15 protein-coding genes and 1 other RNA gene are annotated in these 13,774 nt (G+C 42.8%); 10 read left to right on the forward strand and 6 right to left on the reverse strand.

Going from position 1 to position 13,774, the window contains the following annotated elements:
* Positions 1 to 65 precede the first annotated feature (65 nt).
* From AC2VE5_RS06100 to AC2VE5_RS06125, 6 genes are all read right to left on the reverse strand, one after another.
* Positions 66 to 824 (reverse strand): LemA family protein, encoded by a 759-nt coding sequence (locus tag AC2VE5_RS06100; RefSeq protein WP_486886887.1) that lies wholly within the window; start codon positions 822 to 824, stop codon positions 66 to 68.
* A gap of 12 nt (positions 825 to 836) precedes the next feature.
* On the reverse strand, positions 837 to 2,096 hold the full coding sequence (locus AC2VE5_RS06105) for a TPM domain-containing protein (protein WP_486886888.1): 1,260 nt from the start codon (positions 2,094 to 2,096) through the stop codon (positions 837 to 839).
* A gap of 114 nt (positions 2,097 to 2,210) precedes the next feature.
* Entirely contained in the window at positions 2,211 to 2,975 is a 765-nt protein-coding gene (locus AC2VE5_RS06110) for a peptidase (RefSeq protein ID WP_486886889.1), read from the reverse strand.
* Positions 2,976 to 2,978: 3 nt separating this feature from the next.
* Complete coding sequence (gene secG / locus AC2VE5_RS06115) at positions 2,979 to 3,212, reverse strand: preprotein translocase subunit SecG (protein WP_486886890.1); 234 nt, start codon at positions 3,210 to 3,212, stop codon at positions 2,979 to 2,981.
* A 90-nt stretch (positions 3,213 to 3,302) separates the two neighbouring features.
* A complete protein-coding gene (gene gpmI / locus AC2VE5_RS06120) occupies positions 3,303 to 4,898 on the reverse strand; it encodes a 2,3-bisphosphoglycerate-independent phosphoglycerate mutase (RefSeq protein WP_486886891.1) in 1,596 nt (531 codons plus the stop codon).
* A 159-nt stretch (positions 4,899 to 5,057) separates the two neighbouring features.
* The gene (locus tag AC2VE5_RS06125) at positions 5,058 to 6,743 is read right to left on the reverse strand and encodes an ABC-F family ATP-binding cassette domain-containing protein (protein WP_486886920.1); all 1,686 of its coding nucleotides are present in this window, start codon (positions 6,741 to 6,743) and stop codon (positions 5,058 to 5,060) included.
* Positions 6,744 to 7,075: 332 nt separating this feature from the next.
* On the opposite strand from AC2VE5_RS06125, the gene AC2VE5_RS06130 reads away from it, so the two are divergent.
* From AC2VE5_RS06130 to AC2VE5_RS06175, 10 genes are all read left to right on the forward strand, one after another.
* Positions 7,076 to 8,506 (forward strand): form I ribulose bisphosphate carboxylase large subunit, encoded by a 1,431-nt coding sequence (locus AC2VE5_RS06130; protein WP_486886892.1) that lies wholly within the window; start codon positions 7,076 to 7,078, stop codon positions 8,504 to 8,506.
* An 88-nt stretch (positions 8,507 to 8,594) separates the two neighbouring features.
* Positions 8,595 to 8,987, forward strand: a complete 393-nt coding sequence (rcbX, locus tag AC2VE5_RS06135) for a RuBisCO chaperone RbcX (protein WP_486886893.1) — start codon at positions 8,595 to 8,597, stop codon at positions 8,985 to 8,987.
* A gap of 121 nt (positions 8,988 to 9,108) precedes the next feature.
* Positions 9,109 to 9,432 carry a RuBisCO small subunit-like domain-containing protein gene (locus AC2VE5_RS06140; RefSeq protein ID WP_486886894.1) on the forward strand — a complete coding sequence of 108 codons (324 nt, stop codon included), beginning with the start codon at positions 9,109 to 9,111 and terminating at the stop codon, positions 9,430 to 9,432.
* Positions 9,433 to 9,583: 151 nt separating this feature from the next.
* Entirely contained in the window at positions 9,584 to 11,059 is a 1,476-nt protein-coding gene (locus tag AC2VE5_RS06145) for an AAA family ATPase (RefSeq protein ID WP_486886895.1), read from the forward strand.
* A 57-nt stretch (positions 11,060 to 11,116) separates the two neighbouring features.
* Positions 11,117 to 11,213, forward strand: an RNA gene (gene ffs / locus AC2VE5_RS06150) — signal recognition particle sRNA small type.
* A 26-nt stretch (positions 11,214 to 11,239) separates the two neighbouring features.
* Entirely contained in the window at positions 11,240 to 11,620 is a 381-nt protein-coding gene (locus AC2VE5_RS06155) for a phasin family protein (RefSeq protein WP_486886896.1), read from the forward strand.
* Between the two features lie 108 nt (positions 11,621 to 11,728).
* Positions 11,729 to 12,127, forward strand: a complete 399-nt coding sequence (locus tag AC2VE5_RS06160) for a hypothetical protein (RefSeq protein WP_486886897.1) — start codon at positions 11,729 to 11,731, stop codon at positions 12,125 to 12,127.
* A 79-nt stretch (positions 12,128 to 12,206) separates the two neighbouring features.
* Positions 12,207 to 12,578: a preQ(1) synthase gene (queF, locus tag AC2VE5_RS06165; protein ID WP_486886921.1), complete on the forward strand. Its 372-nt coding sequence runs from the start codon at positions 12,207 to 12,209 to the stop codon at positions 12,576 to 12,578.
* A 43-nt stretch (positions 12,579 to 12,621) separates the two neighbouring features.
* Positions 12,622 to 13,077, forward strand: a complete 456-nt coding sequence (locus AC2VE5_RS06170; protein ID WP_486886898.1) for a hypothetical protein — start codon at positions 12,622 to 12,624, stop codon at positions 13,075 to 13,077.
* 50 nt (positions 13,078 to 13,127) lie between these two features.
* Positions 13,128 to 13,757, forward strand: coding sequence for a glutathione S-transferase family protein (locus AC2VE5_RS06175; RefSeq protein ID WP_486886899.1), 630 nt, complete (start codon positions 13,128 to 13,130; stop codon positions 13,755 to 13,757).
* Positions 13,758 to 13,774: the final 17 nt, after the last annotated feature.

Genomic DNA, 13,774 nt, shown 5'->3' on the forward strand with positions numbered 1-13,774 from the left:
CAAAAATGCGATCGTTTCTATACTTTTCAAGAGTTTCGCTACAAAGCAGAAAGTGCAAAATATCTCTAGTTAGTTACTGGTGATGCGACTGGAACCTCCGATGTTGCAGCTTGTAAAAAAGTACGGGGACGAAAACCAAATACTGGTGAAATTAGGGAAGTAGGAAATAATTTAACTTGGCGATTGTAGGCTTGCACTGCCTGGTTGTAACGCATTCTTTCTACAGCAATCCGGTTTTCTGTACCCGTCAACTCATATTGCAAATTAGTAAATGCTTGTGCTGCACTCAACTGGGGATTTTGGACTATATATTGCTGAAACTGAGAAATAGCTTTATCCATCTGGATGTTTGCGGCAATCTTTTGGGCTGGAGTGCTGGCTTGTAAATAATTTTGCTGAGATTGAGTTAGTTGCGTAACTAAATCACGCTCGTGTTGAGCATGAGCTTGGGTAATGCTAACTAAATTAGGAATTAAGTCCGAGCGGCGTTGAAATTGATTTTCTACTTGCGCCCAAGCAGAGTCTACTTTTTGCTCGGCATCGTTGAGAGTATTGTAAGTCCAAATGCTCCAGGTAGAAATTACTAATGCTAAGCCGAGCGAAAATATTTTAAGTTTTTGCGATCGCTTGCGAGTTTTAATCTCTTGAATTTGAAGTTCTTGTACTGCTTGTCGAATGAACTCTGGCGGAATCTGGGCTTCTAACCCTGCTTGTTCTAATTCTTTCAATGAAAATTCTTGACTTTTTTGAGCATAAAAGCGAGAAGCAAGAGCAAAAACTTCTGGAGTGAGTTCTTCGGGAATTTTAGGTTCTAGGTTACTCATCGATTTTTTCCTCTACCAACTGCCGCCCGCACCGCCGCCGCCACTGCTACCACCACCCCAATCACCGCCGCCGCTATACCCCCCACTGCTGCCACCGTTATTAATCCAAATGTTAGTAGAAGATGATTTAGTAGGAGGTGGGGGTGGTGGGGGCAATTTGTTAATTGTTTTCTCAGTCTCTTTCTGGTAAGAACAGCAATTACAGCTACCAACTTCAAGGCTTGTACCTTCACTGAAAACCGTAGCTGGCTTAATGACTTTTGATGTGTGCGTTACTGTAAATTCTTGACAAACGGGACAATATCTAAATCGGCTTGAGGGCAACCGATGGCGTTCTAGGTGAACTTCCTTCAAGCTATGTTGCTTCAAGTAACAATTAATGCAGTGCCATCCTTCAAAATCAACACTGCCTAGCTTTTGTGCTACTTGCTGCGGTTGATTCAAATGCGGGTGAAGGATCTTTGAGTCAATTTTTGTCATCGGCTGCTGACAGGTAGAACAAAGCTTAACAATAGGTTCCACAACTTTTTGGAAAAGCTTACCTTTGCGACCAACCAGAGCGATCGCTAAAATGCCTCCACTTAATCCTAGCAGCCCCAAAAATACCGCCCACCCACCATCTTGACTATTTTGTTCGATGGAACCTAAATTTTGGGGGTTTGAGTTAGCAATTTTACCTTCTGAATCTGGGTTTAAATTCCTAGCTTCAGCCTCTAGAACTGTTACCAATGCTTTAGTTCCGTTTAAAGTACCCTTGTCAAAATTACCCTGTTTGAATGCAGGTGTTATTTGCTGATTGATAATATTACCGACTAGAGCATCCGATAATACATCTTCTACGCCATAGCCTGTTTCAATCTCTACTCGGCGATCGCCTTTAGCTATTAGCAATAGAACACCATTATCTCGACCTTTCTTTCCAATTCCCCAGTAGTTAAATAAAGCTGTAGCAAATTCTTTAGGTGTAGCCGATGGCGTAGTTTCTGGCACGGTTACTACAGCTATCTCACTACCATTTGTTGCTTCTAAATTTGAGAGCAAACGATTTATGTCTGCCTCCGTTTCTGAGCTAAGAACATTTGCCATATCCGTAACCCAACCATTTTGGCTTTGCTTGGGATTTGGCACATCTTGCACATTTAGAGCTAAAGCTATATTAGGAAAGCTAACAACAGCGATCGTCAATGCTCTACCGCAAACCAATTTGGTTAAAGCTTTCCAATTAAAACTTGGTTGCATTTTTACAGTTAGCAATAATGTAGTCTCGCTCACAACAATCACCTTTGCTAAATATTGCTAGTTTGGTCATAGATGTATTGGTTGCTCAAATTTTTAGTATAACTACTACTTTGCGATCACTAATTCCAGAAAAACAATGGTCATTGTCTAATTACTAAGGGTAGTTTTTACGGCTACCTTCCCACCCAAACGTGTTGGCTGTTGATAAACTAACTTAAGTGTATTTACATCTCTAGCGGAAATACTAGGCGGGTTTGCGACTTGGGAAAAGTACAAAGCATCAGTGGCAATTGGACTATGCCCCCATATTCCTAAAGCATGACCCAATTCGTGCAAAGCGGCAGCCTTAATATATTTGCTTGGCTGGTTGGGACTTAAGATAATCGTGCAACGATGAGCTAAAACTGGGGTAGATGTGGAAAGGCGATTGATGTATAACTCATAGCTAGTTAAAGCCGAGCGCGCCCTTAATAAACTTGTCTTTCTGAGCGGCGGAGACTGAAAAGAAATATTAATGTCAGCTATTTCTTTTTGCTCAACTATCTGCAAAGGCAAATAAGTATTCCACTCTTGAACAGCAGCATTTACCTGTAACAACTCTCGAAGTTGGGTACTATCTATATAAATTTTGACTGGAAACTGCGACCAAACTAGATAGCCAACTTCTGTTAACTTTACATGCGCTAAGTAGTCACCGCTATTTGTTAAGTCTTGCCATTGCTTTAGAGTAACTGGTAACGGATGGCGCTGACTTGTGGCTAAAAAATTATGAGGTTTTGCCGAACTAAGCTCAATATTACTTAGAACTACCAATAACCCCGTAATAATAGCTATTCCCCAAATAATTATTTGCCGTCGTGATCGCTTTAACTGTTGCCATTGTCTAAGAGAGATCGCACCAATCAACGGCATCAGCTATCTAGGGAGCCAGTTTGCACTCAATACTAAGGATAATCCTAAAAAAATCACCGTTAGTGTCCAAGTAATTCTATTTAATGTACTTTCGGCGCTCTTTGTACTGCTAAACAACTGAGCTTGTCCGCCAATAGCGCCAATTCCATCCCCTTTAGGACTATGAAGCAACACCAAAATTGTCAAACCTACCGCAGAAATTGACCAGATTGCTTCTACTATTTTATATAACGTCATTTACTAAGTTCCTAGACAAATAGTTTTTTCTGGCATACTACTAGCTGCCAGTATTTCAAATTTTAACTCAATTGCGCGAACCACACTCAACTATAAAGACACTTCTACGGGAGTACGAGTTGCTTGCAATTGATATTGACTTGGTTCTAGTAAAGAGCGCCCAGTCATTTCTACAGGCTGCGGCAATTGCAAAATCTGGAGAATAGTAGGAGCAATATCGCCTAAAGCGCCATCTGTTCTTAATTTTACTTCTGCGCCGTAGCCGGGGATTTTTGCTATTTCGCCTTCAATCAAGATGAAAGGCACAGGATTGGTAGTATGAGCCGTCCAAGGATTGCCCTCATCATCTTTCATACTTTCGGCGTTACCGTGATCGGCGGTAACAAGGGCAGTTCCTCCCACTTGGCTGATACTTCCAAGTAGTCTCCCCAAACATCGATCCACTGTTTCTAATGCCTGAATTGTGGCAGGGATTTGTCCCGTATGCCCTACCATATCTGGATTAGCGTAGTTGATTACCACCAAGGAATAGATGCGTTTTTTGATTGCTGCGGTGGCAATATCCGTTACAGCTTCTGCCGACATTGCTGGAGCGCGATCGTAAGTGGCTACCATAGGACTCATTACCAGTTCTCGATCTTCCCCTTCTAATGGCTCCTCTAAGCCACCATTAAAGAAATAAGTAACGTGAGCATATTTCTCAGTTTCGGCGGTGCGAAATTGCTTTAAACCATGCTGGGCGATTACTTCTCCCAGGATATTACTCAAGTTTTGTGGCTCAAAGGCAACTTTTACGGGCAAATCTGGCTCGTATTGAGTAAACGTAACAAACGATAGCGGGACAATTTGTTGACGCTCAAAACCATTAAATTCTTTGTTTACTAATGCTTGAGTTAGCTGCCTTGAGCGATCGGGACGGAAGTTAAAAAATATTACTCCATCTCCTGACTCAATAGCTCCAGGTGCTACCCGCGTCGGCAAAATAAACTCGTCTGTTATATTTTGAGCATAAGATGCCTGTATGACTTCTAGCGCCGAACCGCCGCTTTCTCCGTCTAGTGTCATTGCATCGTAGGCTTTTTGAACTCTATCCCAACGGCGATCGCGATCCATTGCATAATAACGACCGCTAATAGTCACAATCTGCCCTATCCCAACACTATCAATGTGTTTTTGGACTTTCTCGATTGCTTCGATACCTTCGTTTGGGCTGGTATCGCGCCCGTCAGTAATGGCATGAATACAAACCTTACCAATTCCTTGAGCCTTCGCTAAGTCAAGTAATCCTAACAAATGGCTGAGATGAGAATGTACCCCACCTTCAGAAGTTAGTCCAATTAAGTGCAGTTTGCTCTGGCGATCACGTACTTCGGTGCATATTTTCACTAGCGCCGGATTTTGCAACAGCGAACCATCTTCTACTGCGTCAGATATGCGCACTAATTCTTGCGGTACTACTCGCCCCGCGCCAATATTGAGATGTCCCACTTCTGAGTTACCCATTTGTCCCTCTGGCAAACCTACAGCCTTACCAGAGGTTTTAATTAGGGTGCGAGGGTAGGCAGCCCAGAGGCTATCCATTACGGGAATTTTCGCACTGGCGATCGCATTTCCGTCTTTTTCCTCTCGGTAGCCCCACCCGTCTAAAATGACTAGCACCACGGGAGCGACAGGTGCTTGGGTCATAAGTCTATTGCCCTTTATTTAATAGTTTTAACTCACCGCAATAATACCACTGCTGTTACCTAACGCGAAGGAATTTTTACGGATTTATTTGACATTTTATTTGATTTTTATCCCATTTTGCTGACTTAATTAAGCGGATAATTTTTTTGTTTTGTCAATTTATTTACGCTTCGTCGAGGCTTTAGCAGCTTTTTTGGCAGCTTTTTCGGCGGCGTTTTTTTCTTGCATTGCCTGCTCTTTTTCTTCAGCAATTTTATCTAAATAGTAATGATAGTCCCCGCGATAGATGCGAAATTCTCCATCGCGAATCTCAACTATTTTATTTGCTACTTTAGAAATGAAATAGCGATCGTGAGAAACTATAACTACCGTTCCATCGTAGTTTTGGATTGCTTCTTCTAGCATCTCTTTAGCAGGAATATCTAGATGATTAGTCGGCTCATCTAATATTAAAAAGTTAGCTGGGCGCAGCAACATTTTAGCTAAAGCCAAACGAGCTTTTTCACCACCACTTAAAGCCCCTACTTGCTTGAATACGGTGTCGCCACTAAACAAAAATCTACCTAAAATTGTCCTAACTTCTTCATTGGTCCAATCTGGTACTTCGTCATGAATTGTTTCCATTACGGATTTGGTGAGATTTAATGCTTCTGCCTGATTTTGTTCAAAATAGCCAGGTATGACATTGTGATCGCCTGTTCTAACTGTGCCTTCGGTAGGAGGTTCTAAACCCATGATCAAACGGAGTAAAGTAGATTTACCCGCACCATTAGGACCTAAAAAAGCAATGCGATCGCCTCTTTCAATTAATAAGTTTGCACCTAAAAACAGCACCTTATCGTCATAAATATGAGTAAGTTCTTCAATTGACGCTACTTCTCTACCACTGCGAGGCGAAGGGGGAAAACGAAAATGTAAAGTTCTCATTACTCCAGTAGGTGCTTCGATTCGCTCTATTTTATCTAGTTGTTTCTCGCGGCTTTTTGCTTGGGTGCTACGAGTTGCACTAGCTCGGAATCTATCGACAAATGCTTGCTGTTTTTCTAATTCCTTTTGCTGGCGTTCGTAGGCGCTTAACTGAGCTTCTTGAGCTTCAAATTTTTGTTGCAAGTAAGCGGAATAATTACCCAAATAAGTAGCCGAAACTCCGCGCTCTGTCTCTACAACTTGCGTGCAAAGACGATCTAAAAATTCTCGGTCGTGAGAAACAATTACCATCGGAGTCAGTAACTTTTTGAGATAAGTTTCTAACCATTCAATTGTTTCTAAGTCTAAGTGGTTTGTCGGCTCGTCTAATAATAATAAGTCGGGCTTTTGCAGTAAAATTTTGCCCAAACTCATCCGCATTTGCCAACCGCCACTAAAGGCACTCACCAAGCGATCGCCATCAGCTTGTTCAAAACCCATTTCTGGCAATATTTTCTCGATTTGAGCTTCTAAACCATACCCATCCAAAGCCTCAAATTTTCTTTGCAGCCGATCCATTTTATCGATCAACTTGTCTAATTGCTCAGGATCGGCGCTTTCCATCGCTCGATGCACTTCTGATAAAGCCTGATGAACTTGGTTTGCTTCGCCAAAGGCTTGCCAAAATTCTTCTTTCACCGTGCGGGTGGGATCTACTTCAAATTCTTGGGTAAGATAAGCTATGTGCAAACTAGCAGGTCGGATAATTTCGCCGCTAGTCGGTTCCATTTCCCCAGCGATGATTTTGAGTTGAGTCGATTTACCTGCGCCGTTAACGCCAACTAACCCTGTGCGATCGCCTGGTTTGACTTCCCAGTTTACATCTTTGAGAACTTCGCCCGTCGGGTAAATTTTACTGATATGTTCTAGTCGCAGCATGAAAAATCTCCAAGGTAGGAAAGGCGATCGCGGATTTAGTCGCATTAATCTTAACAAAATTTAAAGACTAGACGCAAAAGTTGATGGCACCACCTAAATTTTTGCTCATAGTCTTCGTTGCTGGTAATTTCTATAAAAAAATCGTAACTTGGCATTTTTGGCAATAGGTATCTGTACCATTACCGTATATTTTAATAATAAGCAACAAGTATAAAATATTCTTATAGTTACGTTGAGTAAATTAAAATTTTAACTTATCGAATAATTGATATATTGTGAAGCAGCTTGTAAAGCGAACAAGTACCAGCGATCGACTTCTTTAGAAGAAAAATATGTCTTACTCCCAAACAAAAACTCAAACAAAAACTGGCTACCAAGCTGGCGTAAAAGATTACCGACTAACTTATTACACTCCCGACTACACGCCTAAAGATACAGATATTTTGGCGGCGTTTCGCGTTACTCCTCAGCCAGGAGTACCCCCAGAAGAAGCAGGCGCAGCAGTAGCGGCGGAATCTTCTACAGGTACGTGGACAACGGTATGGACAGACTTGCTTACCGACCTAGATCGCTACAAAGGTCGTTGCTATGACATCGAGCCTGTAGCTGGCGAAGATAATCAATTTATCTGTTACGTTGCCTATCCTTTGGACTTGTTTGAAGAAGGCTCTGTGACAAATATGTTGACCTCGATTGTAGGTAACGTATTTGGATTCAAAGCATTACGGGCTTTACGGCTTGAAGACCTCAGAATCCCCGTAGCTTACCTCAAGACTTTCCAAGGACCGCCTCACGGTATCCAAGTAGAGCGAGACAAACTCAACAAGTACGGTCGTCCCCTATTGGGATGCACGATCAAGCCTAAGTTAGGTTTATCTGCCAAAAACTACGGACGAGCAGTTTACGAATGTTTGCGCGGTGGTTTGGACTTCACCAAAGACGACGAAAACATTAACTCTGCACCATTCCAAAGATGGCGCGATCGCTTCTTGTTTGTATCAGAAGCCATCCACAAAGCCCAAGCAGAAACCGGGGAAATCAAAGGTCACTACCTTAACGTTACCGCCCCCACCTGCGAACAGATGCTAGAACGGGCTGAGTACGCCAAAGAACTCAAAATGCCCATCATCATGCACGACTACCTGACCGCAGGTTTTACTGCCAATACAACCTTGGCGCATTGGTGTCGTAAGAACGGTATTTTGCTGCACATTCACCGTGCTATGCACGCCGTTATCGATCGTCAAAAAAACCACGGTATTCACTTCCGTGTATTAGCTAAAGCCTTGAGAATGTCTGGTGGCGATCACATCCACACCGGAACTGTTGTCGGTAAGCTAGAAGGCGAACGTGGGATCACGATGGGATTTGTTGACTTGTTGCGTGAAAACTACGTCGAGCAAGACAAATCTCGCGGTATCTACTTCACTCAAGACTGGGCTTCTATGCCTGGTGTCATGGCTGTTGCTTCTGGTGGTATCCACATTTGGCATATGCCCGCCTTAGTTGAAATCTTCGGCGATGACTCTGTACTACAGTTTGGTGGTGGAACCCTCGGACATCCTTGGGGTAACGCGCCTGGTGCAACCGCTAACCGCGTTGCGTTGGAAGCTTGTATTCAAGCTCGTAACGAAGGACGCAACCTAGCTCGTGAAGGTAATGACATTATCCGCGAAGCTTGTAAGTGGTCGCCAGAACTTGCTGTTGCTTGCGAACTATGGAAAGAAATCAAGTTCGAGTTTGAGGCAATGGATACCGTTTAATAAGTAGGTCGTTGTATGAGCTAGGGAGTTTTAAGTTAGCTTAACTTAATAGCTCATACATCACTACATTTAGGGCTGGGGCGCTGGTATGGATGTCAAACAAATTGCGAAAGATACAGCCAAGACACTACAAAGCTATTTGACTTATCAGGCAGTAAGAGTAGTGCTGGCTCAATTGAATGAAACTGACCCGCCTTTAGGGTTTTGGTTGCATCACTTCTCCTCAAAAGAAAAAATCCAAGATGGAGAAGCGTACATTCAGGCGTTGTTTCAGGAAAAGCAAGCTTTAGCTTTGCGGATTTTGACGGTGCGAGAACATTTGGCTCAAGAAGTAACGGACTTTTTGCCAGAGATGGTTTGCACAGGGATAGCCCAAGCTAATATGGAACATCGCCGCCAGCAGCTAGAGCGAATCACGCAATTAAATGTATCAAGCTCCAGTCTTACCCAAACGCCAGAACCGGATAGCCAAGCTAGTTAAGGCATTTAGTAGGTTGCGATCGCATCTCAATTAAAGCTTGCTAGTTAGATTGCCAAAATCTCCTTGCCAATTAAGGGCAAAGAGCAACATTTATCCCATCATCCCAAACATTTTTTAAACCATGCAAACTCTACCAAAAGAGCGTCGTTACGAAACTCTGTCCTATTTGCCTCCTTTATCTGACGCTCAAATTACTAGACAGATTCAGTACATTTTGACTCAGGGTTATTTCCCAGCCATTGAATTTAACGAAACTTCCGATCCAACGGAGTTGTATTGGACAATGTGGAAGTTGCCTTTATTTAATGCCAGAACTCCTGAAGAAGTATTGAGCGAAGTTCGCGCTTGTCGTTCTGATTATTCCAACTGCTACATCCGCGTAGTTGGTTTTGATAACGTTAAGCAGTGCCAAATTCTCAGCTTTATCGTTCACAAGCCACGCTAGAGCGCAACGTCTTGTGGTTGAGTAAATAATCAGGAAGCGATAACTTAATTATCGTTTTCTACCCTAGGAGAGGTGGACTTGTCTGCCTCTCTTATTTACTGAGTAATAAAAGTAAAACTAAAAAGTGCGATCGCCCTATTCAACAATAATTATGAGCTACTACATTTCTCCTAGCTTTCTAGATAAACTTGCCGTTCACATTACTAAGAATTTTTTAGAATTACCTGGTGTGCGCGTACCGCTCATTTTGGGTATTCACGGGCGTAAAGGCGAAGGCAAATCTTTTCAATGCGAATTAGTATTTGAGCGCATGGGGATTGAGGCAATTCATATGTCCGCCGGAGAATTAGAAAGCCCTGATGCTGGAGATCCGGGGCGATTAATTCGCCTACGCTATCGAGAAGCTTCGGAATTAAGTAAGGTGCGCGGCAAAATGTGCGTGCTGATGATTAATGACTTAGATGCTGGGGCGGGAAGATTTGATAAAGGTACTCAATACACTGTCAATACCCAGCTAGTTAATGGCACTTTAATGAATATTGCCGATAACCCCACCGACGTACAGTTGCCCGGATCTTACGATTCCACCCCTCTCCAGCGCATTCCAATTATTGTGACAGGGAATGATTTTTCGACTTTGTACGCTCCCTTAATTCGGGATGGACGGATGGAAAAATTCTTTTGGGAACCCAACCGAGATGACAAAGTGGGGATTGTCGGCGGGATATTTGAACCGGATGGATTGCCAAAGAGAGATATTGAAAAACTTGTCGATACTTTTCTTAATCAGCCTATAGACTTTTTTAGTGCTTTGCGATCGCGTATTTATGACGAGCAAATTCGTTCTTTTATTCACAGTACGGGGTTTGAAAAAGTTTCTCTGCGCGTCGTTAATAGCACCGAAGGAGCGCCCACTTTTGCTAAACCCAACTTCCCGCTACCGCGCTTGATTGAATACGGCAACTTGATGGTACAAGAACAGCAAAGAGTAGAAAATTCTGGTTTAGTTAGAGAGTACAATCAAGCACTCCAAGACAAAAATCGTCCCATACCAAATAATGGTGATCGCCCAGAACCTACACCTGCAACTAAACCTGCAACCGAAGATCCTACTCCTACTACCAATCGTTTTGCTTACCCAATCCAACCCGCGCATTACAACACCTATGTCGATGCGCCAGAAAATCGCCCAGAACTTACCCCTGCACCTGCACCTAAACCTATATCTATACCTGCCCTTGCACCCATACCCAAACTTGTAACAGCAGATCCTACTCCTATTAACAATCGCTTTGTCGATCCAAGCCAATCTACCCCTTATAATACCCATGTCGATCCCAACCGTCATAATCAAGTTCTAGCAACGCGCATTGGCTTAGAAACGCTCGAACGAATGCGAACGGATTTAGCCCAAGGTCATCATATTGGGCTTGAGTTTGTCGATAAACGCCGATTTAAAACTAATTCTTGGCAAAATTATGGTTCAGTAGTGGTTGGCGAATCTGAAGCAATTATTGCTTTAGAATCTTGCTTAACTGAGCATGAGAACGATTACGTCCGCTTATTTGGGATTGAATCGGGAACTAGGCGGCGGTTGTGGGAAAAAATCGTTCAACGCCCAGAGTAAGGCAAATAATCTTTTTCCTTAATTGCTACCTGCGCTAAAAATGCTATATTGAATCTAGACCTGGATCCATGCGATCGCAACGCCTAAATCTTGTCAGGACCGGAAGGTAGCAGCAATACGGGATGCTTGTGGTAGGCGTGGTCTCCGGGTTCCCTATTTTTAAAGAGAGCATAAACCGCCATGCCTGGTTTTGGAGATATTGTACAAAAAGCTTTTTATCTCGGCGTTGGTCTAGCTTCTTATGCTGGCGAGAAAGCAGGGGGAAAAGTATCAGAACTGCGACTTCAAGCTCAAAAATTAGCTGACGAAATGGTTGCTCGTGGCGAAATGACCACCGAAGAAGCAAAAAAATTTGTTGAAGACATGATGCAGAAAGCTCAACAATCTGCTCAAGTTCCAAGCGATGCCCCTACTAGCGCCCCTACGGAACCGCGTAGAATAGAAATTATTTCCGAAGACGAAAGCGCCACCACCCCACAACAAGCTAAAGATGTAGATAATTTGCGTCAGCAAGTATTAGGGCTGCAAGAAGAACTTAAAAATCTCAAGCGCGATAAGTAAAGTAAAATAAATCAGATTTAGAGCATCAACATCAAAGCTTTTAGCTATATATAGAATATGGCGAATGCCGTAAGTAAAATTTTTTATAGCATAAACGCTTAAAAGCGTATGGAAAACTGGCAAAAGGATTTTCTAGAAATAATTGAAGAAGTGACCGATGAAGTAGAACATTTCTTTGTAGGAGTCACAGAAGTAGTAAATTCATTTTTTGAAGTGTCAGAAACAATCGCTTCACAGTTGCAAAATACCATTGCAACAGAATTCGATCTGTATTTGCAAGATTGGGCAGAACCACTGTTCGATATTTACACTGACCTTGAAGATGTGATGAACGATTTGGAACAGCCGTTTCCTCATTTAGTGGAACCCACAGAAACTAGACATCCTGCGTGCAGAGGTTGCTCTCAGTATCATGGACAAGTTTACAACGGTAACTTGTTAGTGTGTGGAATGCACCCTTATGGCTGGGAAGATGACCATTGTCCAGACTGGGAGAGTAGTAATTAATCTGATGACAAGTGATTCTTTATCTGTGTCAGATGCCTCCGTAGCATCGAGTGCAGGCAATCAAAGACCTGATGTAGAAATGAAATATGGCGAACGCGAGATTGAAAAAGGTAAGCTAATTACTTTTCCCAATCCACGTATAGGACGTAAGTACGATATTCACGTTACTTTGCCGGAATTTACTTGCAAGTGTCCGTTTTCCGGTTATCCCGACTTTGCCACAATTGATATTACCTATGTTCCCGATCGCTTAGTAGTGGAATTGAAAGCAATTAAACTGTATATCAATAGCTATCGCGATCGCTATATTTCTCACGAAGAATCAGTCAATCAAATTTTAGATGACTTTGTAACCGCTTGCGATCCGCTAGAAGCTTATATTAAAGGCGATTTTTCACCACGGGGTAACGTCCATACAGTAATTGAAGTACGTCATCAGAAGGCGAATTAAAAATACTGGCGTTGCTCAAGAAAGTTGGAGGTGCGCCCAGATAATGCAAAAATGGCAGACTGTTAGGGGAATTATTGAGCGCGGGCATCAAGTAGCTTCAGGAATGGCAAGCGATACCCCTTATCCCAAAGGGACTATAGAGATGCAAACCCCTTTTTTTCAGAAGTTGGGTCTTGACCTTAGTGCTTTTTTTCCCGGCACATTGAATGTATCTATTAGTCCCAAAACTTTCAGCCTCCAGCAGCCAGAATATACATTTAAAAATATTAAGTGGCATCCAGAATATCCCTCAGAAGACTTTTCCTTCTCACCCTGTAGAGTCATCTTTAAAGGAATTACTTACGCAGGATTAGTCTACTATCCTCATCCTGAGACAAAAATAGGACATTTTCAAGATCCGGCAATTGTTGAAGTAATAGTAAGCTCGTTTATTCCCCAACTACATTATGGCGATCGCCTAATTTTGGAAGTCAATCCTGCGGCAATTTTAATTAGCTGACAAAGAGCGATCGCATTTTTCTCCCAAATCTATCATTCAGAAGGAACCTCATGATCGTTGTCCACCACTTAAACAACTCGCGCTCTCAGCGCATTCTCTGGCTATTAGAGGAACTGGGGCTTGATTATGAGATCAAACGCTACGAGCGCGACCCAAACACCATGCTTGCACCAGCATCGCTTAAAGAAGTGCATCCCTTGGGCAAGTCTCCAGTTGTTACCGACGAAGGGCAAACTTTGGCAGAGTCGGGGGCGATTATCGATTACTTAGTAGAGCGTTATGGTAAAGGTAAGCTTGCACCCCCATCAGGGACACCAGAAAAGCTGCGATATAATTATTGGTTGCATTATTCTGAAGGTTCGGTTATGCCTTTATTAGTAATGAAACTTGTACTTGATAATTTTGGGTTAGGAGATAGCCCTGCCTCTAGCCAATTTGTTGCACCCCAGCTTAAGCTTCATTTTGATTACTTAGAAAGCGAACTTAGTAACAATACTTGGTTTGTAGGTGAGGAATTTACTGCTGCCGATGTGCAAATGAGTTTTCCCGTGGAAGCCGCAGAGGCACAAGTAGGATTGGATGATTGTCCAAAGCTTAAAGATTTTCTCAAACGCATTCACGCCCGCCCAGCTTACGGACGCGCCTTAGAACGCGGCGGCAAGTATGAGCTTTTGACTTGAAATAATGCCTTTAGAAA

Source organism: Aliterella sp. E5.1, assembly GCF_057473825.1.